The following is a 25906-nucleotide window of genomic DNA, read 5'->3' on the forward strand; positions in this document are numbered from 1 at the left end:
ACTGAATTATCCCGGCAAGGATGAAGGTGCGTCGGAGCAGGATCGAAAGGGCGGCGCGCGCTGGCGTCGCCGCCCTTTCGTCAGGCGTCAATCAGCGGGCGATCAGGAGCCGCCGCACTTCTTGGTCACGGTGTTGTAGTTGCCGCACTTCAGCGTCACCCAGTCGCCGATCAGGTCCTTGGAGCCGTCGAGCTCCTTCGACCAGGCGTCGCCGGGCACCAGGCCGGGGGTCTTCCAGACCACGTCGAACTGGCCGTCACCCTTGATCTCGCCGATGAACACCGGCTTGGTGATATGATGGTTCGGCAGCATTTCCGAGGTGCCACCGGTCAGGTTCGGGGCCTTGGTGCCCGGGAGCGTGTCGATCACCTTGTCGGCGTCGACGGTGCCGGCCTTCTCGACCGCCTTCACCCACATGTTGAAGCCGATCACGGTGGCTTCCATCGGGTCGTTGGTCACACGCTTCGGGTTCTTGGTGTAGGCCTGCCAGGCCTTGATGAACTTCTCGTTCTCCGGGTCCTTGATCGACTGGAAATAGTTCCAGGCGGCCAGATGGCCGAGCAGCGGCTTGGTGTCGATGCCGGCGAGTTCTTCTTCGCCGACCGAGAACGCCACCACCGGAATGTCGGTGGCCTTGATGCCCTGGTTGCCGAGCTCCTTGTAGAACGGCACGTTGGCGTCGCCGTTGATGGTCGAGACCACCGCCGTCTTCTTACCGGCCGAGCCGAACTTCTTGATGTCGGCCACGATCGTCTGCCAATCGGAATGTCCGAACGGCGTGTAGTTGATCATGATGTCTTCCTGCTTGACGCCCTTCGACTTCAAGTAGGCTTCGAGGATCTTGTTAGTGGTCCGGGGATAGACGTAGTCGGTGCCGGCCAGCACCCAGCGCTGCACCTTTTCCTCTTTGGCCAGATAGTCGACCGCGGGGATCGCCTGCTGGTTCGGTGCGGCGCCGGTGTAGAACACGTTGCGCTCGCTCTCCTCGCCTTCGTACTGCACCGGATAAAACAGGATCGAGTTCAGTTCCTTGAACACCGGCAGCACCGACTTGCGCGACACCGAGGTCCAGCAGCCGAACACTACCGAAACCTTGTCCTTGGTGATCAGCTCTCGCGCCTTTTCGGCGAACAGCGGCCAGTTCGACGCCGGATCGACCACCACGGCCTCGAGCTTCTTGCCGAGCACGCCGCCCTTCTTGTTCTGCTCATCGATCAGGAACAGCACCGTGTCCTTCAGCGTGGTTTCGCTGATCGCCATGGTGCCGGACAGAGAGTGCAGAACGCCGACCTTGATGGTGTCATCGGCAGCCTTCGCGGGCGCAAAGCTCGACAGACCAACGGCCAGACCCGCGGCCGCGGCCAGCCAAGCGCGGCGGCTCAACGGCGCCTTTCTCGAAAATTTAGGTTCGATACGCATGCGATTGTAATCTCCCTGGACGCAGAATGATGCTCGGCCCCACGGCCGTCTGCAGCGAAGGAATCGCAAGAAGCATGCCATTCAGGCAGCAGCGCTTAACCTCCTGATAACAGATCGGAAAACATCGCTGCTCAAATCACGCACATTGCGCAACTGCACAAAATTTACGCCTCGAAGCTGCACGTGAGTTGAACAATAAGCGCAGATTGTGTGCAGCATTCTTGCGCGTGACCAAATTCTACGCCTGACCTGCTCAGTTCGGAGCGAACACGATTGGACCTTGAAAGCGCCGCCTTGATGTTCCATATGTCTCTCAAGACCTTGAGAATCGTTCAGGTCGCCGCGAGCCGCGTGTTCTGATCCCCCTGCTCCTGCTATCGGACAGCGGTTTCTGGCTCGTCTTTCAGCCGATTAGAGCCCACGCTCCAAACACGCGAGCGTCCCGGTTTGTGCCTGCTCCCGACAAGCGTCGGGCGCCTGGTTTCACAATGGAAAGAACCATCTTTTGACCTCGTTTCAGGATTTCGGCCTCGCCGATCCCATCTCCCGTGCGCTTCAGGAAGAAAATTACCACACCCCGACGCCGATCCAGGCGCAGACCATTCCCCTCGCCCTCGCCGGCCGTGACGTCGTCGGCATCGCCCAGACGGGCACCGGCAAGACCGCCTCGTTCGCGCTGCCGATCCTCCACCGTTTGCTCGACAACCGTATCAAGCCGCAGCCCAAGAGCTGCCGCGTGCTGGTGCTGAGTCCGACCCGCGAACTGTCCGGCCAGATCCTCGACAGCTTCAATGCCTATGGTCGCCACCTCCGCCTGAACGCCACGCTGGCGATCGGCGGCGTGCCGATGGGCCGCCAGGTCCGCGCGCTGATGCAGGGCGTCGATGTGCTCGTGGCGACGCCGGGCCGTCTGCTCGACCTTGTCCAGGGCAACGCCCTGAAGCTGTCGCATGTCGAATTCCTGGTGCTCGACGAAGCTGACCGCATGCTCGACATGGGCTTCATCAACGACATCCGGAAGATCGTCGCCAAGCTGCCGATCAAGCGCCAAACGCTGTTCTTCTCTGCCACCATGCCGAAGGACATTGCCGACCTCGCCGAGCAGATGCTGCGCGATCCGGCCCGCGTCGCGGTGACACCGGTGGCGTCGACCGTCGAGCGCATCAACCAGCGCGTGATCCAGCTCGATCATTCGGCCAAGCCCGCGATGCTCGCCTCCATCCTGCAGCAGGACGGCGTCAACCAGGCGCTGGTGTTCACCCGCACCAAGCACGGTGCCGACAAGGTCGTGAAAGGCCTGCAGCGCGCCGGCATCACCGCCGACGCCATCCACGGCAACAAGTCGCAGAACTATCGCGAGCGCGTCCTTGCGTCATTCCGCACCGGTGAGTTGCGGACGCTGGTGGCGACCGACATCGCCGCTCGCGGCATCGACGTCGACGGCGTCTCGCACGTTGTCAATTTCGACCTGCCGAACATCCCCGAGACCTACGTCCATCGCATCGGCCGCACCGCGCGTGCCGGCGCCGACGGCACCGCGATCTCGCTCTGCGCCGGCAGCGACGAGGCCGGTTATCTGCGCGACATCGAGAAACTGATCAAAGTGTCGCTGCCCAAGGAAGACCACCGCACCCCAGGCGCCAAGCCCCCGCCGCCGGCGCAGCAGCGGGGCGGCCCCCGCAACGGCAGCCAGCCGCACCGCGGGCAGCGCAACGGCGCCGCCACGCATACGGCGCGCAGTGAAGCCGGTGCCAACGATCCGCGCCGTCCGCGCCGCGGCGGCACCTCTAATGCGGGGCGTCACGCCGACACCCGGCATCCGGACGCAAGCCGCCACGAGCCCGCGACCCGGCCGCAGCATGGCGGCGCGAGCCACAACGGCGGACACAACGGCGGACATGGCGAGAGCCTGCAGGGCGTCGCTTTTTTGCAGCGCAAGAATCAGCCTGCTAAGACGACGACTCAACGACCGCAACGCTGATCAAGACCGATCTGGAGATCAAGATGGCTAAAGAAGAGCTGATCCAGTTCGAAGGACTGGTGACCGAAATCCTTCCTGACGCGCGGTATCGTGTCCAGCTGGACGCCGGACACGAGATCGTTGCCTATACCGCGGGCAAGATGAAGAAGAACCGGATCAAGACCCTGGCCGGCGACAGGGTGACGATCGAAATGTCTCCCTATGATCTGGAGAAGGGTCGCCTGATCTTCCGCCACAAGGACGAACGTCCCGGCGGAACGGGCGCGCCGCGCGGTGGTCCCCCGCGTGGTCAGTTCCGGCGCAGGTAAGCTGCTGGACGAGCCGACAACATGCGCTTTGCCCTTTCGCAGAGCGCGTTTTCACGATGGATGCGAAACCCGCGCCTCCAAAAAATCCCGCATGTCAGGATTGTTTTGAGCGCAGGCTTCGCATAATATCCGTTAATCGATTTTCGGCCGGACGACATTAGCTACTACCGGTACAGCCGGTTCAGACGCTGACGACCCTTCCAAAAATTCGATGCCACCAGCCCGCCTGGTCACCCAGATGGGCTCCGACCGTATCTATATTTAGAAGGGACTACCCCCGTGAGCATGGGAACCGTGAAGTGGTTCAACGCGACCAAGGGCTACGGCTTCATCCAGCCGGATGATGGCGGTAACGACGTTTTCGTTCACATCAGCGCCGTCGAGCGCGCGGGCCTCGGCACGCTGCGTGAAGGCCAGAAGATCAGCTACGAAATCGTCGCCGATCGTCGCTCTGGCAAGTCGTCGGCCGACAACCTGCGCTCTGCCGGCTAAGCAGAACGTCCGGAACGAAGCTACCGAGGGCCGCGCTCCAGCGCGGCCTTTTTAATTGGAATGCCGGCTCGTCCAGAAGACTGCGAGCAGTTCGCCCATCTGCTATGACGGCCGCCCCGACGGCCGGCGCCGACGGCCCGCACAGCGCCGATTCAGAAGGTCGGACAGCTGGCGTTGCTGCCCGGATTATACAGCACGCACATCGACTGACGCGGCCGTGTGTACGATTGATCGCTGAGGTTGATACCAGCCTTGGCGACGACGTAACCGACCACCGGCGCATACAGATAGTTGACTTCACTCAGGACCAGATAGGTCTTCGTCACCTTCAGCCCCGTCGGAACGGCGATCGTGTCACCCTGCTTCCTGGTCGGATTGATGAACGTGGTGCTGACGGTGCTTCCATTTTGCGCAACCGTCGCCGTCTTGCTCCATTGCACCTTTGCGACGCCGGCATCGTTCACATAGATCATCGAGATGGTGGCACTGGCGGTGTTAGTTGGATACGGCGATAGAACGCCGTAGCTCGCGGCGAAGACGTTCTTAAGATCATTGTCGGTGACGGACGTCGCCTGCGACACCAGATCCGATAACGTGCGCGCCACCAATGTCACCTTGCGGTCGACGGCGATGCCGGCGGACAATTCGACCGTCGCGAAAAATGTCACCAGCATCAGCGGTACGATGAAGGCGAATTCTGTTGCGGCGATACCGCTGCGATCCTGCAGCAGTCGCCTGCCCGACCGCCTCGCCCTGCGCCACATCTTCGTCAGCGTTGTCATCGGGCGGTCCTAATAAGGCTCGTTGCGGAACGCCGCGGTCGCAGTCAGCAACCGCTTGCTGCCGGCGAGATTGGACGTGTTGTAACCGAGACCGGTGATGAACAGCGGCCACTGATAGAACGCCCGTACCACCACGATCTGGCCGGAGCCGCCCGGGTTGTACTGCATGTTGTTGATAAAATTCTTGTTGGCGTCGATCGGGGCGCTCGTGTCCACCGTCGAGAAGTCGCTGCCGTAGCTGCGCACGTCGATATACACGCCACTGCAGTCGAACAGTGCGGTGAGCCGGCTGCACAGGTTCGTCTTGAACTGGGCCTGAGAATAGGAGGCGCTTTGCGCCTGACCAGTGAGGATGAGCCGTGCCGAATCCTGTACGGCGGTCTCGAGCACCTGCCCCGCGAAGAACATGAAGGCAGCCTCGATGATGGCGAACAGCAGACCGAAAAAGATCGGGGCGACCATCGCGAATTCGATCGCTGCCGAGCCGCGGCGATTGCGGCCGAACCGCTGAAGCAGCGCTGCAGCGCGCATAATGGACAGCGAAATCATCGGCGAACTCTCGGCGTTTGGCGGGGTATCCTTATGCTGAAACCTAGCCAAAACAGATTGTGGAAGTGTTTCGCCAAATTGAAACAAACTCGCCCGCGATGTTGACGATCGATTAACCATGCATCCGCGACGCGCGCGTTGACGCGACCATCTTATCGGCGCAAGGCCTGATCAGTTGCTCTTTGGACCCGCTGCAGCGCCGCTTGCCTGGCCGCTGAGCGTGCCGGCCTGATCCATGGTGGATTTGAAGAAGCCTTCAGAATCGCCGAGCGTGACCCGGCGCTGGCAGATCGGCATGCAACTATAAGACTCCCGCTCGACCCCGCGATACACGGTCACCACCTTGTCCATCGGGCCTTCGACCTGGATCTGCCGATCGGCAACCACGGCGCCCTTTCGGTCCATGGCGATCACGTTGGTGGCGCCGTAGCCTTTTCCAGTGACCACGACCATGCCACCGGGCTGCAGCGTGACGTCGGCGATCAGCGGATTGCCGACCACCAGGGTCGAGATGTTCTGCGGAAGCCTGATCAGCTTGGCCTGATCGACGTTCACTGAGATGGTCTCTTCGGTGCCCGCGGACACGACGGATGCGGACATCACACCCCCGGCCAGAAGAGAAGCCATAAGGGCTGTGCGCGCCCCGTGCGAGAAACTGATCGACATACTGTACTCCGGGACATCAACGAGCCGGCTAGAGCAGATACGCAGCGGTGCCGGCGCCCGACAGAGCCTAAGATGCCGTTAATTGATGAATGAAGCGCAAACGGAGCATGGCGAATATGAAGTAACCTGTCCGATCCTGGATCAGGTCACGTCGCGCGCGCGACCGCATTGGTAACAACCCGACAACTTCAGTCTAATTTTCGATTAGTTTAATCGGTCATTCACTCTACTTAAGAAGTCGGCGTTCAGTCGATATTTCAGCAATCGAATTAACTGCGCTGCAATTTCCCGCCCTTACGTTGCACACATGGTCGCGGTGCTGAGAACGCCGGAAAGACCAAACAAAGTTCGACAGCCAAGGGCACATGGAGCTACCCAATGAAGAACCTTCTTGCGCGTTTCGTTAAGGACGAGTCCGGCGCCACCGCCATCGAATACGGCCTGATCGCCGCCGGCATCGCCCTGGCCGTGATCGCCGTCGTCAACGGTATCGGCACCAAGCTGAACACCGCCTTCACGGCGATCAGCGGCAACCTCAAGACCGCTCCGTAATCGAGGAAGAGGTCACAACAAGGCCTCGGTTCGCCCGGGGCCTTTTTGTTCTGACAATGCGCCGATCGCCATCAGTCGAGTCACAAGTCATGAATCGCAGCGGTCGGGCATTGCTGACGGAGGCGACGAGGCCGGCATGGCGCGAGATCGCCGCCCGCCAGGCGGTTTGCGCCGCGCTCGCGCTCGCGATCTTCGCAGTCGCTGTCCGCATCGCCCTGGTCTGGTGACCAGGCTGACGTTTGACGATCATTCATCTCTGCACGATAGGTTGTGCCCGCGGTCCGCGGCTGTCGCGACCTTCGTTATCGGCGAGACTTGACCATGGTCGCTGACCTGTTGCGCCTGTCGCTGTTTCCGGCCCTGATGGCTTTCGCCGCGTCCAGCGATCTTTTCACCATGACGATCTCCAACCGCGTCTCGCTGTTGTTGGTCGCCGGCTTCGTCGTGCTCGCCCTGCTCTCCGGCATGAGCCTCGAACTGATCGGGCTGCATTTCGCGGCCGGTCTGACCGTCCTGGCTGTCGCTTTCACCTGCTTCGCGATGGGCTGGATCGGCGGCGGCGACGCCAAGGTCGCGTCGGCGGCTGCGTTGTGGTTCGGCTTCGAAAATCTGTTGGAGTACTTGATCTACGCTTCGCTGTTCGGCGGCGCGTTGACTGTGCTGCTGCTCGGCTTCCGGCAGTTGCCGCTGCCCTCTCCGCTGACAAGTCAGCCCTGGTTGCTGCGGCTGCACGCTCAGGAGACCGGCGTTCCTTACGGGATCGCGCTCGCGCTCGGCGCCCTGATGGTTTATCCGCACACCGAGTGGATCAAGGCTGTCGATCTGGCCCGTTTCGCGGTGAACTGACGGCCTCCAAACGACTCGTTAACTCGATTTAGATACGCGTCATTAACCATGCTTTGACGAATAGCTGGTCAACTCCAGCTATCGAGGCGGGATCCGCCGTCGAGTCATTCGGGAAATGAAGCGTATGAATACCGCGCGTATCGTCGTCCTGGCTATTGCGATCAGCGCCGGCGCGGTCGCCGCCTATCTCGCCAGTGGCGGAGGCGGGCAGGAGACGGCTGGCCCCCCCGCCCCCGTCGCCCAGCTGCCCACGGTCGACGTCCTGGTGGCCAAATCCGACATCCCGCTTGGCCAGCCGGTCGGCCCCGACGACGTGCAGTGGCAGAGCTGGCCCGCCGCGACCGCCAGCTCGCAATTCATCAGGCGCAACGAACAGCCCGAAGCGAGCCGACAGATCGCCGGGTCGATCGCCCGCTCCCCCTTCATCGCGGGCGAGCCGATCCGCGAGCAAAAACTGGTCAAGGCCACCGGCTCCGGCTTCATGGCGGCAATCCTCCCGACCGGCATGCGGGCGATCTCGACGGAGATCTCGCCCGAGACCGGCGCCGGCGGGTTCATCCTGCCGAACGATCGCGTCGACGTCATCCTCTCCAAGCGCGACCGCAACCCGGACCGCACCGGTGGCAGCGCCGAGACCGTCAATTCGGAGATCATCCTCAGCAACATCCGGGTGCTCGCGATCGATCAGACGATCGAAGAGAAGAACGGCCAGAAGGTCGTGGTCGGCAAGACCGCCACGCTCGAACTCAAGCCGGAGCAGGCGGAATTTCTCGCCCGCGCGCGGCAGAGCGGCACGCTGTCCCTGGCGCTGCGCAGCCTCGCCGATGCCAACGCGCCCGCGACAGAGGACGGCGGCGGCGGCGGCAGGCGCGATAGCGTCAACGTCGTTCGTTATGGCGTGTCCTCACAAACCACGATCCCGAAGTGACCAGAGGAACGGAAATGTACCGCGGGACCAATCACCGATTCGTCCGGACCCTGAAGGGCACGGCGATGGCACTCGCCGCGCTGACGTTGCTGCCGGTGTTGCCGGTGCAGGCCAGCGACTATCGCCAGGCGCCGTCCCAGATGTCCGGCTTGAACGCTCGTCCGCTCGCGCTGGGTATCGGCAAATCGGTGGTGATCGACCTGCCGCGTGACATCAAGGACGTACTGGTCGCCGATCCCAAGATCGCCAATGCGGTGGTGCGTTCGGCGCAGCGCGCCTACATCATCGGTGCCGCCGTCGGCCAAACCAACATCGTGTTCTTCGACGCCAGCGGTCAGCAGATCGGCGCCTACGACATCGCCGTGACCCGCGATCTCAACGGCATCCGCACCGCCCTGCGCCAGTCGATCCCTAATGCGGACATTCACGTCGAGGGCCTCGGCGACGGCGTCATGCTGCTCGGCTCGGCGGCGACCGCCATCGAGGCGCAGCAGGCTGCCGATCTCGCTGCGCGGCTGACGGGCGACCCCAGCAGGGTCGTCAACAACATCGCGATCCGCGGCCGCGACCAGGTGATGCTGAAGATCACCGTCGCCGAGGTGCAGCGCAACATCATCAAGCAGCTCGGCGTCGATCTCACCGCCAATATGAGCTACGGCACCTCGGTGGTGAAGTTCTCCAACAGCAATCCGTTCACCCAGTCGGGCCAAGCGCTGGTGGCGGGCAACGCGCTGACGACCTCGTTCGGCAACGGCCCGTCGGTGCAGGCCACGCTGCGGGCGATGGAGAGCGCAGGCGTGGTGCGCACGCTCGCTGAGCCGAACCTGACGGCGATTTCCGGCGAACCGGCTAGCTTTCTGGCCGGCGGCGAATTCCCCGTTCCGAGCGGCGTGACCTGTACCAACAGCCTGTGTACGCCGTCGGTGACCTTCAAGAAGTTCGGTGTGCTGCTCAACTTCACCCCGGTGGTGTTGAGCGAAGGCAAGATCAGCCTGAAGGTGTCGACGGAAGTCTCGGAAGTCTCGAGCGACAACGCAATCACGATCAGTGGCCTGTCGGTGCCGTCAATCAAGACACGCCGCGTCGACAGCACGGTCGAAATTCCGTCGGGCGGCTCGCTGGCGATGGCCGGCTTGATCCAGGACCAGACCAAGCAAGCCATCAACGGCCTGCCCGGTATGACCCAGCTGCCTGTGCTCGGCACCCTGTTCCGCAGCCGCGACTACATCAACCGCCAGACCGAACTGATGGTTCTGGTGACGCCCTACGTGGTGCGCGCCGTGGCGCAGAAGGATCTGTCGCGGCCAGACGACGGCTTCGCCGACGCGTCGGATCCGCAATCCGATCTGCTCGGCAACATCAACCGCATCTACGGCGTGCCCGGCCGTGCCGTCGCCCAGGGTCAGAACTATCGGGGCCGGTTCGGCTTCATCACCGATTGAGCGGGACGAGGACAGGATAATGATTCCCATGCTACCCGCTCGTGCACGTCGCAGCCTAAGTGTCGGCGCTACTTTGGCCGCCGTGTCGATGGCGCTGGGCGCTTGCACCCACACCTCGCGCACCGAAGACGTCACCGCGAGCATCCCGCTCGACTATCGGCAGCGCCACCCGATCGCCATCCAGGAAGCCGACCGCAGCCTCGTGTTGTTCGTCGGCAATGGCCGCGGCGGGCTGACATCGCCGCAGCGTAGCGATGTGATGGCGTTCGGACGCGAGTGGCTGCGCGAGGGCACCGGTTCGATCATCGCCGAGGTGCCGTCGGGAACGCCGAACGCCCGCGCGGCCGGCGAAACCGTCCGCGAGATTCAGGCGGTGCTCGCTGGCGCGGGCGTCCCGCCCCGCGGCGTCATCGTGAAGCCGTTTCACCCGACTGACCCGCGCACGTTCGCGGCGATCCGCCTGCTGTACCCGAAGGTCGCGGCAGTGGCCGGACCGTGCGGACTGTGGCCGGAGGACATCGGCCCGTCGATCAAGAACAAGGGCTATCTGGACAACCGCCAGTACTGGAATTTTGGCTGCGCCAACCAGCGCAATCTGGCCGCGATGGTCGAAAACCCGTCGGATCTGGTGCAGCCGCGCGCCGAGACGCCGCCCTACACAGCCCGCCGTGCCGTCACATTCGATACCTACCGCACCACCAAGCCGCAAACCACCGACAAGGCCCAACTGAGTAACGTGGGACCATGATCAGCTACGGACGCCATAATCAGGACACCCCCGAGACCGGCACGCCCGCGTCGTCCGCAGCGTCGGACGAGCACATCGCGCCGGCTCCTCGCGTATCGGTGCAGGCCTTCTGCGAGTCGGTCGAGACCGCCGCGGCTGTGCAGGCCGCCGGCGAAGACCGCCGCCTGGCCAAGGCTCATCTCAAGATCCAGATGGGTGGCATGGCGGCCGCGATCGAAGCCTATCGCTCGGCACCGACGCCGAACGTCATCATTCTGGAAACCGACCCGCGCAGCGACATTCTCGCCGGCCTCGATCAACTCGCCACGGTTTGCGATCCCGGCACCCGCGTCATCGTCATCGGCAAGGTCAATGACGTGACGCTGTATCGCGAGTTGGTCCGCCGCGGCGTCAGCGACTACTCGATCGCACCGGTCGAGCCGATCGACGTCGTGCGTTCGATCTGTAACCTGTTCTCGGCGCCGGAAGCCAAGGCGGTCGGCCGGATCATCGCAGTGGTCGGCGCCAAGGGTGGCGTCGGCGCCTCGACCATCTCGCACAACGTCGCCTGGGCGATCGCCCGGGATCTGGCCCTTGATTCCGTCGTCGCAGATCTCGATCTCGCCTTCGGCACCGCCGGCCTCGACTACAACCAAGACCCGCCGCAGGGCATCGCCGAGGCGGTGTTTTCGCCCGACCGCGTCGACACTGCGTTCGTCGATCGCCTGCTGTCGAAATGCACCGATCATCTCAGCCTGTTGGCCGCACCGGCGACGCTGGAGCGGGTGTACGATTTCGGAAGCGAGGCGTTCGACTCGATCTTCGACACGCTGCGCGCCACGATGCCCTGCATCGTCCTCGACGTGCCGCATCAATGGACGGGATGGACCAAGCGCGCGCTGATCAATGCCGACGACATCCTGATCGTCGCCGCACCGGATCTCGCCAATCTGCGGAATACCAAGAACCTATACGACCTGCTCCGCGCGGCGCGTCCCAACGACAGGCCGCCGCTGTATTGTCTGAACCAGGTCGGCGTGCCGAAGCGGCCCGAGATCAGCGCCAGCGAATTCGCCAAGGCGATCGAGAGTCAACCGATCGTCAGCATCCCTTTCGACCCGCAGATGTTCGGCCTGGCCGCCAACAACGGCCAGATGATCGCGGAGATCGCGGCGAGCCACAAGGTCACCGATATGTTTCTGCAGATCGCGCAGCGCCTGACCGGACGCGGCGAAGCCAAGAAGCCTAAAGGCGGCCTCCTGGGACCGATCTTGGAGAAGCTGCGGGCCAAATAGCGCGCCCACTGGAGTGTTCTCGTGTTTGGTAAGCGTAGCAGCTCAGATCAAGAGGAACGCGGTCCGAAGCCAGTCGTTCTGGCTTCAGAGCCGGTCGGACGCGGCGTCGACACGGCGGCTGCGATGTCGTCGCCGCCGCTCGCGCCCACGCGCAGCGCGTCTCCGGCGGAAAACCGGCGCTCCGACACGTATTACCAGGTCAAGGCGACGATCTTCGGCGCGCTGATCGAAGCGATCGACCTGGCGCAGCTCGCCAAGCTGGACGGCGAGTCGGCTCGTGAGGAGATACGCGACATCGTCAACGAGATCATCGCGATCAAGAACATCGTGATGTCGATCGCCGAGCAGGAAGAACTGCTCGACGATATCTGCAATGACGTTCTCGGCTATGGCCCGCTCGAACCGCTGCTGTCACGGGACGACATCTCGGACATCATGGTGAACGGCGCCGGCACAGTGTACATCGAAGTCGCCGGCCGCATCCAACGCACCGGTATTCGGTTTCGCGACAATCAGCAGTTGCTCAACATCTGCCAGCGCATCGTCAGCCAGGTCGGCCGGCGTGTGGACGAATCCTCGCCAATCTGCGACGCCCGCCTCGCCGACGGCTCCCGCGTCAATGCCATCGTGCCGCCGCTGGCGATCGACGGCCCCGCGCTCACCATCCGCAAATTCAAAAAGGACAAGCTGACGCTCGATCAGCTCGTCAAATTCGGCGCGATTACGCCCGACGGCGCCGCGATCCTGCAGATCATCGGCCGCAGTCGGTGCAACGTTCTGATCTCCGGGGGCACCGGTTCCGGCAAGACGACGTTGCTGAACTGCCTCACCAACTACATCGACGCCGACGAACGCATCATCACCTGCGAGGACGCGGCCGAACTGCAACTGCAGCAGCCGCACGTGGTTCGGCTGGAAACCCGGCCGCCGAACATCGAGGGCGAAGGCCAGGTGACGATGCGCGAGCTGGTGCGCAACTGTCTGCGTATGCGCCCGGAGCGGATCATCGTCGGCGAAGTCCGCGGACCGGAAGCGTTTGACCTGCTGCAGGCGATGAACACCGGCCACGACGGCTCGATGGGCACGCTGCACGCCAACAACCCGCGCGAGGCGCTGTCGCGCTGCGAATCCATGATCACGATGGGCGGCTTCTCGCTGCCGTCGCGGACCATCCGCGAGATGATCTGCGCGTCGATCGATGTGATCATTCAGGCCGCACGTCTGCGCGACGGCTCGCGTCGCATCACCCACATCACCGAAGTGATGGGGATGGAAGGTGACACCATCATCACCCAGGATCTGTTCGTCTACGACATGATCGGCGAGGACGCCAACGGCCACATCATCGGCCGGCACCGCTCGACCGGCATTGGACGGCCGAAATTCTGGGAACGCGCGCGCTATTATGGCGAGGAAAAGCGGCTCGCGGCGGCTCTCGACGCCGCCGAAGTCGCCAGCAACGTCTGAGGAGAGCGGGTCGATGCAGATGCAAACGCTCGCTCTCGCGTTCTTCGCCGCGACCGCCGTCGGAGGCCTGGCGTGGGTTTTCCTCTATCCGCTGATGTCCGGCGAGAAGCAGGCAGAGAAGCGCCGATCTCATGTCGCGCGGAACACGCCGGCGGTGCGGCAGGTCGAAAGGTCCCAGCGCTCGCGACGCGAGCAGGTAGAGGTCTCGCTGCGCGAAATCGAAGCGCGCAACGCGAAGCAGAAGAATGTTCCGCTGAACAATAGGCTGACCCAGGCCGGTCTCGACTGGACGCCTAAGAAGTTCATCACGATTTCGGTCAGCCTCGGCGCCGTGGTTTTCGCGCTGGTGATGTTGTTCGACGGCGGCCTGCTCGCGGCCACCCCGATGGCGTTCGCGGCCGGCTTCGGCCTGCCGCGCTGGACGCTGAGCTTCCTGAAGAAGCGGCGCGAGAGCAAATTCCTGAAGGCGCTACCCGATGCGGTCGACGTGATTGTGCGAGGTATCAAGGCCGGCCTGCCGCTGTTCGAGTCGATCAAAGTGGTGGCGGCCGATGCGCCAGAGCCGCTGAAGAGCGAGTTCAACTCGATCATCGAGACCCAGGCGATCGGAATGCCGCTCGGCGATGCATGTGTCCGTCTCTACGAACGCATGCCGCTGCCGGAGGCGAATTTCTTCGGCATCGTGATCTCTATCCAGCAGAAATCCGGCGGCAATCTGTCGGAAGCGCTCGGCAACCTGTCGAAGGTGCTGCGTGATCGCAGGCGGATGGCCGAAAAAATTCAGGCGATGTCGATGGAAGCGAAAGCTTCGGCGGCGATCATCGGCTCGCTACCGCCGATCGTGATGCTGCTCGTGTACATGTCGACACCCGACTACATCTCGCTGTTATGGACACATCCGATGGGCCAGCTAATGCTCGCCGCATGCGTGGTATGGATGTCCGTCGGCGTGATGGTGATGAAGAAGATGATCAACTTCGACTTCTGACGAGGACTGACATGATCGATTTTCTCGTTGAGAAGCTTCACGACGTCCACTTCCTGACGATGATGCTGGCCGCGATCGCCGCCAGCGCCACCGTTTACACGCTGGTGATGCCGATGTTCGCCGGCGAGACGCTGGCCAAGCGGATGAAGGCGGTCGGCAGCGAACGCGAACGTATCCGGCAGCGCGAGCGCGATCGGCTGGCGAAGGCTGAGCGGGTGTCACTGCGCCAGGCGCCGAAACAATTCGTCGCCAAAGTCGTCGAAGACCTCAACCTCGCCAAATGGGTTGCGCAGGAGAGCGCGCGCGACAAGCTGGTGATGGCCGGCTACCGCGGCCAGGCGCCCTACATCACCTTCCTGTTCTTCCGCATGGTGATGCCGATCGCATTCGGCCTTGCGGCGGCGATCTACGTGTTCCTGCTATCGAATCTGCAGCAAACGACGCCAATCAAGGTCGGCATGTGCCTCGCCGCCGTCTTCCTCGGCATGCAGGCGCCGATGCTGTTCCTGAAGAACGCGATCACCAAACGTCAGCTTTCGATCCGACGCGCTTTCCCCGACGCGCTCGACCTGCTGCTGATCTGCATCGAGTCCGGCATGTCGATCGAAACTGCCTTTCGCCGGGTTTCGATCGAGATCGGCTCGCAGTCTATCCCGCTCGCCGAGGAATTGACGTTGACCACCGCCGAATTGTCGTATCTGCCGGACCGCAAGCAAGCCTATGAAAACCTCGCCGCCCGGACCGGGCTCGATGGCGTCAAGTCGGTCTGCCTGGCGCTGCAGCAGGCTGAGCGCTATGGCACGCCGCTCGGGCACAGCCTGCGCGTTATGGCGCAGGAAAACCGCGACATGCGCATGAACGAAGCCGAAAAGAAAGCCGCCGCGCTGCCGCCGAAGCTGACGGTGCCGATGATTGTGTTTTTCCTGCCGGTGTTGTTCGTCGTGATCCTTGGCCCGACCGCCATCAAGGTCTCGGCGATGCAGTGAGGCGGTCAACGGGACCTCTCGGTCCCGAGACAAGCCACGGCTGGAATACGCCCGCAATCGTACAACATTTATGCCCGGCCGAATGCCGGGCATAAATGTTCTTCGAGTTGCCGAGCAAAAAGGCGCGGATGGCCGACGAGCCCCGCCGCTGATGGTGACAGCGGACTAAGCAGAAGCAGCTCGGCAACCGAACTGTCGTCGGCGGTCACTCGCCGGACGCGAGCACGCCGCCGCGGCGAGGCGCAGCCTTGCCGTCCAGCATCTGCTTCAGATAGGCAACATTGGCGGCGGCTTCTTCGGGCGGCAGATCCGACCGCACGATACTCTCGGCCTCGACGAAGCGGCCCTGCAGGCCGACCACCAGCGCCAGGTTCTGCCGCACGCGAGCGTCGGCGCGAGCGCTGGAATAGGCCTGCCGCAGCGTATCTTCGGCTTTCGGCAGTTCCTTGGTCAGCACGTAGGACATGCCGAGATTGGACAGCACCGACGGCTCGCTGGGAGCGAGCTTCAGCGCACTCGCGTAGTAGCGCCTTGCTTCATCATGGCGGCCCATCTGATCGAGCGCCGTGCCCTGGACCGATAAGATGCGCCAGTCGGGATTGTCCGGGCTATGCGCATTCGACAGCGCGTCGAACGCGGCACTGAAATTGCCGTTGTCGGCGAGCGCACGGCCATATGCGGCCAGCACAGCCTTGTTGCCCGGATTGCTCAGCGTCGCACGCTCCAGCATCGCCACGGCCTGCGAGCGTTGGCCGATCGCGCGCAGGGCCTGACCGTAAGCCAATGCCGCGCTCGGATCCTTGGGGTTGGCACGATACTTATCGCCGGCGATCTCCGCGGTTCGATTGGGATCGGCGGGAGCTTCGGCGCGAGCATTGAGCGCTCCGGTGATGCCCGACATGCCGGCGGTCTGGCAACCGGCCAGCGCCGTCGCCATCGCTGTGGTCAGAACCGCGGATGCGAGAAACCGGGCAAGACAAGGAAGCTGGCGCATGGCAAATTACTCACGACCGACTTGAACAACGTATGTACCGCCAGCAATAGACCGTTAACCCTAATCTTGGGTTAATCCGCCCTCTCGCCGCTTCTCGAAAGACCGTGCATGTCCTCGCTGTTCGCTGCTGCTCCGGAACCCCAAGCCATTCCGATTTCATTTGTCACCACGTCCAGCTGGGAGGCGCTGTGCGAGAGCTTGCCGGCGGCGGCGCGGCGCTTCGCGCGGGCGCACGGCTACAGCGGCAAACCTGGGCAATTCTTGGCACTGCCGAATGCATACGGCGACATCGAGCACGTTCTGTTCGGCCTCGACGAAGCCGATGCGCGCAGCGCCGATCCATTCCGCGCCGGACAACTGCCGGGGCTGCTGCCGTCCGGCACCTATCGGTTCGCAAATGCGCCGCACGACACCCGGCTGGCCGTGCTCGCCTTCGCACTGGGCACCTACAAATTCGGCCGCTATCGCAAAGCGGAGCCGCCGGCCATCAAGCTGGTGCCGCCGGAGGGTACCGACATTGCCGCGATCGTGCGCGCAGTCGAGGCCGCGACGCTGGCGCGCGATCTGATAAACACGCCAGCGAACGACATGGGACCGGCTGAACTCGCGGAGGCCGCACAAGCGCTGGCGCAGCGGTTCGGCGCGACCTTCACCAGCATCGTCGGCGATGAACTGGTGACGCAGAACTTCCCGCTGATTCACGCAGTCGGCATGGCGGCGACACGCGCGCCGCGGCTGATCGATATCACCTGGGGCGATGCAGCCCATCCCAAGGTGACTCTGGTCGGCAAGGGCGTCTGCTTCGACACCGGCGGCCTTGATCTGAAGCCGTCAAGCGCGATGCTGATCATGAAGAAGGACATGGGCGGCGCCGCGAACGTGCTGGCGCTGGCTTCGATGATCATGGACGCGAAGCTCAAGGTGCGGTTGCGCGTGCTGATCCCGGCGGTCGAGAACTCCGTCGCCGGCAATGCGATGCGCCCGCTCGACGTGTATCCGTCGCGCAAGGGCCCCACCGTCGAGATCGGCAACACCGACGCCGAGGGCCGGCTGGTGCTGGCCGATGCGCTGGCGCTCGCCGACGAGGAAGCGCCCGACCTGCTGATCGATCTCGGCACGCTGACGGGTGCCGCACGCGTCGCGCTCGGTCCCGATCTGCCGCCCTACTACACCAACGACGAAGCGCTGGCGCTCGACGTCGCCCGCTGCGCGAAAGCCGAGAATGATCCGCTGTGGCGGCTGCCGCTGTGGCCGGCTTACGATTCGTGGCTCGACTCCAAAGTGGCGAACATCAACAACGCGCCGTCGGGCGGCTTTGCCGGCTCGATCACCTGCGCGCTGTTCCTGCAGCGCTTCGTCGAGAGCGCCAAAATCTGGCTGCATGTCGACATCTACGGCTGGACCCCGAAGTCGAAGCCGGCGCGCCCCGAAGGCGGCGAATGCCAGGCCGCGCGCGCGATCTTCGCGCTGCTGAGCCAACGCTATGGCTGATCCGAAGCTCGATCCGCGACTGACGCCGGCCCGCCCGGACCTCGCCGCCAAACATCTCGAAGGCCAAGTCAGCGCCCCGCGGTTCGTCGAAGGCGAAGTGTTCGAGGTCACGACCGGCGTCGCGGCGGTGCGGCGCGAGCCGTTTTCCGGCGCGATGCTGGAGACCGAGGCGCTGAAGGGCGAACGCGTCACGATCTACGACCGCACCGATGAAGGCTGGGCCTGGGGCCAACTCGCCAGCGACGGTTATGTCGGCTGGCTGCCGGACATCACCCTGTATCGGCCGCAAGCAGAGCCCACGCACAAAGTGACGGCGCTCCGCACCTTCGCCTTCCATGGTCCTTCGATCAAACTGCCGCCGGCCGAGACGCTGTCGCTCGGCGCGCGGCTCGCGATCGTGCGCCAGGACGATAATTTCGCGGTGACGCAAGAGGGCTGGCATGTGCCGCGCTGGCATGTCGCCGCGCTCGATGTGGTGGAGTCCGATTTCGTTGCAGTCGCCGAACGTTTCGTCGGCACGCCATATCTGTGGGGCGGACGCAGCAGTCTCGGCATCGACTGCTCCGGCCTGGTACAGACCGCGCTTGTGGCCTGCGGCATCGCTGCTCCGCGCGACAGCGATATGCAGGAAGCGGCGCTCGGTGTGTCGGTGCCGATCTCCGAGCAGACACGACTGCAGCGCGGGGACCTGCTGTTCTGGAAAGGCCACGTCGCGATCGCGCGCGATGCCGACAGCATCGTGCACGCCAACGCGTATCACATGGCCACCGCGATCGAACCGATGCGGGACGCGATCGCCCGCATCGCGGCGAGCGGCAGCGTGCTGACGACGATCAAGCGGCTCGGCTGAACAGCTCCTGCAGGCGCGCGCGGTTGAGCGCCAGCCATTGCAGCGCGCTGTAGAGCAGCGCATTGGCGACGCGGCCATCGCCAAGTGCAGCCAGCGCCTCGTCGATCGAGACGACGAACGGCTGTGTATCCTCGTTCTCGTCGGCAACGCCGCCGCGCTCGCAGACCGCGCTGGAATCGAGAAAGCCGGCGAAGAACGTGATCTGCTCGTCGGTGAAGCCCGGCGTCGGCAGCACGCTGTAGAGCTCGGTCAATCGATCCGGCGCCACGCCGATTTCCTCGAGGCATTCGCGCCGCGCAGCCGTCGTTGCCGCCTCACCGTCCTCGACACGGCCGGCAACGATCTCGACCATGTCACCGCGACCGGTAGCGAGGTGCGCCGGCAGTCTGAATTGCCGGATCAGCACCACCTTGTCGCGCGCCAGATCGATCGGCACCACCGCCGCAACGCGGCTGGCGCGCAGCACGTCGCGCCGCTGCAGCAACGGCGGCTCGCCGTCGCGGCGTAACGAGACCTCATAGCGCTCGTAGGTCATGAAGCCGCGACCGATCACCTCGGGGGCAGACAAGGTCACGTCCGCCTCGCGGTCAGCGAGCTCATCAACCCCGGTGATTTCCGTCATCAAACACCTATTGCGCGGCGGCGCCACCCGGAGCGGTCTCGAGCCGGAACGCGGCGGCAAACAGCGCACGCGTATAGTCGGTCTTCGGGTGTTTGAACAGCTCCGCCGCGGGGCCTTCTTCGACCACCTTGCCCTGCTTCATGACGATCAGATGACTGGCGAGCGAGGCCACCACGCGAAGGTCGTGCGAGATGAACATGTAGGTCAGCTCGCGCTTGCGCTGCAGCTCACGCAACAGGTCGACCATCTGGGCCTGAAACAGCATATCGAGCGCGCTGGTCGGCTCGTCCAGCACGACGAAGTTCGGCTCCAGCACCACGGCGCGGGCGATGCTGATACGCTGGCGCTGGCCGCCGGAGAATTCGTGCGGATAGCGGAAGCGCGTCGCCGGATCGAGGCCGACGTCCTTCAGCGCCTTGACTACGCGTTCTTCGCGCTGCTCTTCGGACAGTTGCGGCTGATGCACCCGCAGCCCTTCGGCGACGATATCGCCGACCGACATGCGCGGACTGAGCGCGCCGAACGGATCCTGAAACACGATCTGCATGTCGCGGCGATGCGGCAGCATCTCCTTGAATTTCAGCCCCTGGATGTTGGTACTGAGAAACACGATCGGCCCTTCGGACGCGATCAGCCGTAGCAGCGCGAGCCCCAGCGTGGTCTTGCCGGAGCCGGATTCGCCGACCACGCCGAGCGTCTCGCCCTTGCGGACCGCGAGCGTGACTCCGTCGACCGCCTTGATGTGGCCGACGGTCTTGCGCAGCAGGCCGCGCTTGATCGGAAACCACACTTTCAGATCGTCGGCAGCGATCACCACCGGCGCCTCGGGACAAGGCGGCGCCGGGTCCGGCTTCGGCTCGGCCGCCAGCAGCGCCTGGGTGTAGGCGTGCTGCGGAGCCGTGAAGACCTGTTCGACCGGTCCCTGCTCGACGATCTTGCCATTGTGCATCACGCAGACCACGTCGGCGATCCGCCGGACGATGCCGAGATCGTGGGTGATGAACAGCATGCTCATGCCGAGCCGCGCGCGGATGTCGGCCAGCAGCGCCAGGATCTGCGCCTGCACGGTGACGTCGAGCGCCGTGGTCGGCTCGTCGGCGATCAACAGATCCGGTTCATTGGCAAGCGCCATCGCGATCATCACGCGCTGGCGCTGACCGCCCGAGAGCTGATGCGGATAGCTGCCGAGCCGCGTTTCCGGCTCGGGAATCCCGACCTGTGTCAGCAGTTCGATGATCCGCGCCCGCCCCTTGGCGCCGCGCGGCCCGCCGTGCAGTTGCAGGATCTCGCTGAGCTGCGCCTCGATCGTATGCAGCGGATTGAGCGAGGTCATCGGCTCCTGGAAGATGATCGAGATCTCATTGCCACGTAGCTCGCGGATATCGTTCTCCGACATGCCGAGCAGCTCGCGGCCCTTGAACCTGATCTGCCCGGTCGGATGCGACGCCGTCGGATACGGCAGCAGCTTCAGGATCGACAGCGCGCTGACCGATTTGCCGGACCCGGACTCGCCGACCAGAGCGACACATTCACCGCGCTTGATCTGATACGAGATCCGATCGACCGCGACCGTCGTACCGCTCTGCTGATGGAAAGCGACCGAGAGGTCGTCGACGGAGAGCAGAGGTTGGTTGAGGGCGTCCATCAGGTGAGCTCGTGAATGAGTCGTGAAACATTCTGCGGAGTTGCATCGATCAATGACATACCCTCGGGCAACTTCATGCGGCAGTCGGCCGAGAGAACGCTGGCGCAATCGGTGGTAACGGCCGTCACAACATGGATCGCGTCTGCCAGCTTCGGCATTCCGGCCGTCCGACGGTACGATGCAGTTTCAATCAGAATGTTCCGACTAATAGGATGCAATTCGACAATCCCGCTCCAGGCGATCAAGTTCAAGTAGTAGCGTTTTTGGAAATTGGCGGCCTTGGGAAGCACTTCCGCCAGCGTCAGCTCGCTTGTCACGGCGATCCCGCGGCGGGCGTTGAACACGCGAAACAAGTTCTGGATGGGCTCCGCAAGCTCGGCGCGCGCCTCCGCACCGTAGATGAAGACATTTGCATCGAGATAGATGCGACGCGCGGACGGCTCAGTCATCCCAATCGTCTCGATCACGACGCAGATCAGCGTCGATCTCTTCCTTGGTGCGGAAGGGAGGGCGACGCAGCGCGAAGATCTCATCCAGCGTCATGACCTTCTCGGGTGGCGTTTCCTCTACCGTCAGAACGACCGTCACCGTCGACGAGGGCCCCACCCTGGCTTGCATCTCGTCAGGAAGTTTCGCAGCCGGATAATGCTCGAACACGATCTTGTTCATGGCCCTGCTCCTCGCTCACCCTACCACATCCTCACCTGAACGTCTTGCGGGGGTCGAAGGCGTCGCGGACGGCTTCGCCGATGAAGATCAGCAGCGACAGCATGATCGCGACCGCAAAGAAGCCGGTGAAGCCGAGCCAGGGCGCCTGGACGTTGGCCTTGCCCTGCGCCAGCAATTCGCCGAGCGAGGGCGAGCCGGGCGGCAGGCCGAAGCCGAGGAAGTCGAGCGCCGTCAGCGTCATCACCGAGGACGACACGATGAACGGCAGGAACGTCATGGTCGCCACCATCGCGTTCGGCAGCAGATGCCGCACCATGATCTTGGCGTTGGAGACGCCGAGCGCGCGCGCCGCCATGATGTACTCGAAGTTGCGGCCGCGCAGGAATTCGGCCCGCACCAGTCCGACCAGAGACACCCAACTGAACAGCAGCAGGATGCCGAGCAGCACGAAGAAGCCCGGCACCAGCACCGAGGACAGGATCAGAAGCAGGTACAGCGACGGGATTGCGGTCCATACTTCGATGAAGCGCTGGAAGCCGAGATCGACCCAGCCGCCGAAATAGCCCTGGATGCCGCCGGCAGCGATTCCGATCACCGAGGAGATGATGGTCAGGCTGAGGCCGAACAGCACCGAAATACGAAAGCCGTAGATCAGCCGCGCGACCACGTCGCGCCCCTGATCGTCGGTCCCGAGCCAATTGTACTCAAGGTCGCTGCAGCCACGCACGCCCTTCTTCTCGACCACCGTCTTGCATTCCGCCTCGGTCAGCAGCCAGGTCGGTTTCGACGGCGCCGGGGTCGGCAAATCGAGATTGTGGGTGCCGTACGAATAACGGATCGGCGCCCAGATGATGGTGCCGCCCTTGTCGGCGATCAGCTTCTGCAAGAACGGATCGCGATAGTCCGCGGCGGTCTCGAAGTCGCCGCCGAACGTCGTTTCCGAATAGGTCACGACCGCCGGGAAGTAGAAGTGGCCGTCGAACCGGATCATCAGTGGGCGATCGTTGGCGATGAATTCGGCGAACAGCGAGACGCCGAACAGCACCAGGAAGATCCAGAACGACCAGTAACCACGCCGGTTGGCCTTGAAGTTCTGCCAGCGCCGCCGGTTGAGCGGTGACACTGACAGCCGATGGCGCGTCGGCGGCACGGCTTCGCCGAGCGGCGCCTGCGTGGTGCTTTCGACCGGTTCGCGTGCGATCAGTGTCATCAGACTTCCCGCGCCTCGAAGTCGATCCGCGGATCGATCCACATGTAGGTGAGGTCCGAGGCCAGATTGACGACCAGTCCGACCAGCGAAAAGATGAACAACGTGCCGAACACCACAGGGTAGTCGCGGTTCAAGACGCTCTCAAATCCGAGCAGGCCGAGCCCGTCGAGCGAGAAGATGGTCTCGATCAGCAGCGAGCCGGAGAAAAAGGCGTGGATGAAGGCACCGGGGAAGCCGGCGATCACGATCAGCATCGCGTTGCGGAAGATGTGGCCATACAGCACCTGGGTTTGGCTGCAGCCCTTGGCGCGCGCCGTCATGACGTATTGCTTACGGATCTCGTCGAGGAACGAGTTCTTGGTCAGCAGCGTCATGGTGGCGAAGGCGCCGAGCACCATCGAGGTCAACGGTAGCGCCAGATGCCAGAAATAGTCGAGGATCTTCCAGTACCAGGGATACTGGCTCCAGCCGTCAGAGGTCAGTCCGCGCAGCGGGAACCAGGAAAAGAACGAGCCGCCGGCGAACAGGATGATCAGCAGGATCGCGAACAGGAAGCCCGGGATCGCGAAACCGACGATGATCACCGCCGAGGTCCAGGTATCGAATTTCGAACCGTCCTTCACCGCCTTGCGGATGCCGAGCGGGATCGAGATCAGATAGGTCAGCAGCGTCATCCAGATCCCGAGCGACATCGAGACCGGCAGCTTCTCCTTGATCAGCTGGAGCACGCTGACGTCGCGGAAGTAGCTCTTGCCGAAGTCGAACCGCGCGAAATTCCACAGCATGATGGCGAAGCGCTCGGGCGCCGGCTTGTCGAACCCAAACTGCTTTTCCAGGCTCTTGACGAATTCCGGATCGAGCCCCTGAGCGCCGCGATATTTCGAGTTCACCGCATCCGATGATGCGCCGGCCTGCGGGCGGCTGCCGAAGTCGCCGCCCGACGATCCTGACACGCGCGAGGCGGCGCCGGTGTCGGCGCCGGAGAGCTGCGCGATCACCCGCTCGATCGGGCCGCCAGGCGCGAACTGCACCACCACGAAGGACACGAACAGAATGCCGAGCAGCGTCGGCACCATCAGCAAAATACGGCGAAGGATATAGGACGCCATCTACTTCGCCTCGCCCTTCGGATCGGTTCGCTCGGCCGCCGGATTGCTCCGCGACCACCACAGGTCCGGCGCATTGACGCCGGTGTATTTCGGCAGATTGGACGGATGATCGAACACATCCCAATAGGCCAGTCGATGCGTCGACGAGTACCATTGCGGCACCCAATAGCGGCCGACGCGGATCAGCCGGTCCAGCGCGCGGGCCGCGATCACAAGCTTGGCGCGGGTGTCGGCGGCGATCACCTGATCCATCATCGCGTCGATCGCCGGGTCGGCGATGCCGGCGAGATTGTTCGAGCCCTTGGTGGCGGCCGACTGCGACGAGAAGAAGTTGCGCAGCGCGTCGCCCGGCACGGTCGAGAAGCTGAAACGCTCGATCGCCATATCAAAATCGAAATCGTCGCGCCGCGCCCGCGCCTGCACCGGATCGACCAGCCGGACCGTCGCCTCGATGCCGAGTGTCCCGAGGTTCTTCACGAACGGCATGTGGTGGGCCTGGAACGCCGGCTCGTCGAGCAGGAATTCAATGTGGAAAGGCTCTCCACTCGGTGTCAGCCGGCGGCGATCCTTGATGACGAAGCCCGCCTCGGTGAGCAATTGGCCGCCGCGGCGCAGCAGCGTGCGGTCCTGCCCCGAGCCGTCGGAGGCCGGCGGCATGAACGGCGCGCCGAACACCTCGTCAGGCACCTTGCCGCGAAACGGCTCGAGCAGCGCCAGCTCCTCCGGCGAAGGCGGGCCGACCGCCATCATGTCGGAGTTCTGGAACGGCGACACCGTGCGCGCATAGGTGCCGTACATGATGGTCTTGTTGGTCCATTCGAAGTCGAACGCGCAGCCGATCGCCTCGCGCACGCGCGGATCCTTGAACTTGTCGCGCCGCGTGTTGATGAACCAGCCCTGCGCGCCGGATGGCGTCTCGTCCGGCAGCTGCTCGCGCTTGACGCGGCCGTCGCGGATCGCCGGGAAGTCGTAGCGTGTATGCCAGATCCGCGAGGTGAACTCCTCGCGATACAGATAGCTGCGGCCGGAGAACCCCTCGAATGCGACGTCGCGATCGCGATAGAATTCGTAGCGCACAGTATCGAAATTGTTGGCGCCGATGCTGACCGGGAGCTTCTCGCCCCACCAGCCCTTGACGCGTTCGAACGAGATGTACCGGCCGGACTCCAGCGGTCCGACCTTGTAGGGGCCGCTGCCGAGCGGCACGTCCATCGTCGACTCGTCGAACGGATGCTTGGCGTAGTAGGCCTCCGAGAAGATCGGAAGGCCGGCGACGAACAGCGGCACGTCGCGGCCACGCTTCGGCGCGAAGCTGACGACCAGCGTCGCGTCGTCGGTCGCTTCCGCCTTGATGAAGTCGCGCAGCTGCTGGGTGATGATCGGATGGCCCTTGGCCTTCAGGATATTCAGCGAGAACGCCGCATCCTTCGCGGTCAGCTTGCTGCCGTCGTGAAAGCGCGCTTCGGGGCGCATCGTGAACCGATAGGTCAGTCCATCGGCAGAAATCGCCACCGCCGAGGCTGCGAGACCATACATCGCGTCCGGCTCGTCGCCGGCGCGAGCCATCAACGACACGAAGGTCAGCCCCATGCCCTGCGCGCCGTCGCCCTTGAGAATGAAGGCGTTGAGTGAGTTGAAGGTCTGGAACGATTGATTGAAGGCGCGCACCGAAGGGATGGTCGAGAACACCCCGCCCTTCGGCGCATTCGGATTGACGTAGTCGAAATATTTGAAATCGGCCGGATACTTCAGATCGCCGAACGCCGACATGCCGTGCGCGACGGTGTCGCCATCGGCTGCGGATGCGGGGTTAAGCTGCGTCGCGGCCAGAGCGCCGACGCCGAGGACGAGAACTTCGCGGCGGTTGAGCTGCGACATACGCGGGCGG

Annotated in this window: 27 protein-coding genes; 15 read left to right on the forward strand and 12 right to left on the reverse strand. The window is 63.6% G+C overall.

The window, feature by feature from the left end:
• Window positions 1–102: 102 nt before the first annotated feature.
• Complete coding sequence (urtA, locus tag LPW26_RS04175; RefSeq protein WP_238733019.1) at window positions 103–1419, reverse strand: urea ABC transporter substrate-binding protein; 1317 nt, start codon at window positions 1417–1419, stop codon at window positions 103–105.
• Window positions 1420–1924: 505 nt separating this feature from the next.
• Here urtA and LPW26_RS04180 point away from each other — a divergent pair.
• The 3 genes from LPW26_RS04180 to LPW26_RS04190 all read left to right on the forward strand — a co-directional run bounded on the left by LPW26_RS04180 (window position 1925) and on the right by LPW26_RS04190 (window position 4200).
• The gene (locus LPW26_RS04180) at window positions 1925–3400 is read left to right on the forward strand and encodes a DEAD/DEAH box helicase (protein WP_238733020.1); all 1476 of its coding nucleotides are present in this window, start codon (window positions 1925–1927) and stop codon (window positions 3398–3400) included.
• Between the two features lie 23 nt (window positions 3401–3423).
• The gene (gene infA, locus LPW26_RS04185) at window positions 3424–3708 is read left to right on the forward strand and encodes a translation initiation factor IF-1 (protein ID WP_119856567.1); all 285 of its coding nucleotides are present in this window, start codon (window positions 3424–3426) and stop codon (window positions 3706–3708) included.
• A 279-nt stretch (window positions 3709–3987) separates the two neighbouring features.
• Window positions 3988–4200 (forward strand): cold-shock protein, encoded by a 213-nt coding sequence (locus LPW26_RS04190; protein ID WP_025588297.1) that lies wholly within the window; start codon window positions 3988–3990, stop codon window positions 4198–4200.
• 152 nt (window positions 4201–4352) lie between these two features.
• Here the strand turns inward: LPW26_RS04190 and LPW26_RS04195 are convergent, their stop codons facing one another.
• The 3 genes from LPW26_RS04195 to LPW26_RS04205 form a co-directional block, all read right to left on the reverse strand.
• A complete protein-coding gene (locus LPW26_RS04195) occupies window positions 4353–4982 on the reverse strand; it encodes a TadE/TadG family type IV pilus assembly protein (RefSeq protein ID WP_238733021.1) in 630 nt (209 codons plus the stop codon).
• 9 nt (window positions 4983–4991) lie between these two features.
• A complete protein-coding gene (locus tag LPW26_RS04200; protein ID WP_238733022.1) occupies window positions 4992–5531 on the reverse strand; it encodes a TadE/TadG family type IV pilus assembly protein in 540 nt (179 codons plus the stop codon).
• A gap of 171 nt (window positions 5532–5702) precedes the next feature.
• Complete coding sequence (locus LPW26_RS04205) at window positions 5703–6197, reverse strand: pilus assembly protein N-terminal domain-containing protein (RefSeq protein ID WP_238733023.1); 495 nt, start codon at window positions 6195–6197, stop codon at window positions 5703–5705.
• Window positions 6198–6575: 378 nt separating this feature from the next.
• Between LPW26_RS04205 and LPW26_RS04210 the strand changes: the two genes are divergently transcribed.
• The 10 genes from LPW26_RS04210 (at window position 6576) to LPW26_RS04255 (ending at window position 15428) form a co-directional block, all read left to right on the forward strand.
• Window positions 6576–6749 carry a Flp family type IVb pilin gene (locus tag LPW26_RS04210; RefSeq protein WP_238733024.1) on the forward strand — a complete coding sequence of 58 codons (174 nt, stop codon included), beginning with the start codon at window positions 6576–6578 and terminating at the stop codon, window positions 6747–6749.
• An 89-nt stretch (window positions 6750–6838) separates the two neighbouring features.
• A complete protein-coding gene (locus LPW26_RS04215; protein ID WP_238733025.1) occupies window positions 6839–6976 on the forward strand; it encodes a hypothetical protein in 138 nt (45 codons plus the stop codon).
• A gap of 94 nt (window positions 6977–7070) precedes the next feature.
• Window positions 7071–7595, forward strand: coding sequence for an A24 family peptidase (locus LPW26_RS04220; RefSeq protein WP_238733026.1), 525 nt, complete (start codon window positions 7071–7073; stop codon window positions 7593–7595).
• A 124-nt stretch (window positions 7596–7719) separates the two neighbouring features.
• Entirely contained in the window at window positions 7720–8523 is an 804-nt protein-coding gene (cpaB, locus tag LPW26_RS04225; protein WP_238733027.1) for a Flp pilus assembly protein CpaB, read from the forward strand.
• A gap of 14 nt (window positions 8524–8537) precedes the next feature.
• Window positions 8538–9965, forward strand: coding sequence for a type II and III secretion system protein family protein (locus LPW26_RS04230; RefSeq protein ID WP_238733028.1), 1428 nt, complete (start codon window positions 8538–8540; stop codon window positions 9963–9965).
• Window positions 9966–9984: 19 nt separating this feature from the next.
• Complete coding sequence (locus LPW26_RS04235) at window positions 9985–10713, forward strand: CpaD family pilus assembly protein (protein ID WP_406676963.1); 729 nt, start codon at window positions 9985–9987, stop codon at window positions 10711–10713.
• The gene (locus LPW26_RS04240) at window positions 10710–11987 is read left to right on the forward strand and encodes an AAA family ATPase (protein ID WP_238733030.1); all 1278 of its coding nucleotides are present in this window, start codon (window positions 10710–10712) and stop codon (window positions 11985–11987) included. The genes LPW26_RS04235 and LPW26_RS04240 overlap by 4 nt, the downstream gene beginning before the upstream one ends.
• Before the next feature lie 21 nt (window positions 11988–12008).
• Window positions 12009–13454: a CpaF family protein gene (locus LPW26_RS04245; RefSeq protein ID WP_238733031.1), complete on the forward strand. Its 1446-nt coding sequence runs from the start codon at window positions 12009–12011 to the stop codon at window positions 13452–13454.
• Window positions 13455–13467: 13 nt separating this feature from the next.
• Window positions 13468–14442, forward strand: coding sequence for a type II secretion system F family protein (locus LPW26_RS04250; protein WP_238733032.1), 975 nt, complete (start codon window positions 13468–13470; stop codon window positions 14440–14442).
• Window positions 14443–14453: 11 nt separating this feature from the next.
• Window positions 14454–15428, forward strand: a complete 975-nt coding sequence (locus tag LPW26_RS04255; RefSeq protein WP_238733033.1) for a type II secretion system F family protein — start codon at window positions 14454–14456, stop codon at window positions 15426–15428.
• 205 nt (window positions 15429–15633) lie between these two features.
• On the opposite strand, the gene LPW26_RS04260 is transcribed toward LPW26_RS04255, so the two are convergent.
• Complete coding sequence (locus LPW26_RS04260) at window positions 15634–16422, reverse strand: tetratricopeptide repeat protein (protein WP_238733034.1); 789 nt, start codon at window positions 16420–16422, stop codon at window positions 15634–15636.
• A 108-nt stretch (window positions 16423–16530) separates the two neighbouring features.
• Between LPW26_RS04260 and LPW26_RS04265 the strand changes: the two genes are divergently transcribed.
• Window positions 16531–17913: a leucyl aminopeptidase family protein gene (locus LPW26_RS04265; RefSeq protein ID WP_238733035.1), complete on the forward strand. Its 1383-nt coding sequence runs from the start codon at window positions 16531–16533 to the stop codon at window positions 17911–17913.
• The gene (locus LPW26_RS04270) at window positions 17906–18763 is read left to right on the forward strand and encodes a C40 family peptidase (protein ID WP_238733036.1); all 858 of its coding nucleotides are present in this window, start codon (window positions 17906–17908) and stop codon (window positions 18761–18763) included. Before LPW26_RS04265 ends, LPW26_RS04270 begins: the two co-directional genes overlap by 8 nt.
• Here LPW26_RS04270 and LPW26_RS04275 read toward each other — a convergent pair.
• From LPW26_RS04275 to LPW26_RS04305, 7 genes are read right to left on the reverse strand one after another with little or no spacing between them, the layout of a single operon-like run.
• Window positions 18747–19385 carry an NUDIX domain-containing protein gene (locus LPW26_RS04275; protein ID WP_238733037.1) on the reverse strand — a complete coding sequence of 213 codons (639 nt, stop codon included), beginning with the start codon at window positions 19383–19385 and terminating at the stop codon, window positions 18747–18749. The genes LPW26_RS04270 and LPW26_RS04275 overlap by 17 nt on opposite strands.
• Window positions 19386–19392: 7 nt before the next feature.
• Window positions 19393–21030, reverse strand: a complete 1638-nt coding sequence (locus LPW26_RS04280; protein WP_238733038.1) for an ABC transporter ATP-binding protein — start codon at window positions 21028–21030, stop codon at window positions 19393–19395.
• The gene (locus LPW26_RS04285; RefSeq protein WP_238733039.1) at window positions 21030–21497 is read right to left on the reverse strand and encodes a type II toxin-antitoxin system VapC family toxin; all 468 of its coding nucleotides are present in this window, start codon (window positions 21495–21497) and stop codon (window positions 21030–21032) included. The genes LPW26_RS04280 and LPW26_RS04285 overlap by 1 nt, the downstream gene beginning before the upstream one ends.
• On the reverse strand, window positions 21472–21699 hold the full coding sequence (locus LPW26_RS04290) for a hypothetical protein (protein ID WP_238733040.1): 228 nt from the start codon (window positions 21697–21699) through the stop codon (window positions 21472–21474). The genes LPW26_RS04285 and LPW26_RS04290 overlap by 26 nt, the downstream gene beginning before the upstream one ends.
• 31 nt (window positions 21700–21730) lie before the next feature.
• A complete protein-coding gene (locus LPW26_RS04295) occupies window positions 21731–22909 on the reverse strand; it encodes an ABC transporter permease (RefSeq protein WP_238733041.1) in 1179 nt (392 codons plus the stop codon).
• A complete protein-coding gene (locus LPW26_RS04300; RefSeq protein WP_238733042.1) occupies window positions 22909–24018 on the reverse strand; it encodes a microcin C ABC transporter permease YejB in 1110 nt (369 codons plus the stop codon). The genes LPW26_RS04295 and LPW26_RS04300 overlap by 1 nt, the downstream gene beginning before the upstream one ends.
• On the reverse strand, window positions 24019–25896 hold the full coding sequence (locus LPW26_RS04305; RefSeq protein WP_238733043.1) for an extracellular solute-binding protein: 1878 nt from the start codon (window positions 25894–25896) through the stop codon (window positions 24019–24021).
• Window positions 25897–25906 lie beyond the last annotated feature (10 nt).

This window comes from Rhodopseudomonas infernalis (assembly GCF_022271405.1).
In the GTDB taxonomy this organism is placed as follows: Bacteria; Pseudomonadota; Alphaproteobacteria; order Rhizobiales; family Xanthobacteraceae; genus Rhodopseudomonas; species Rhodopseudomonas infernalis.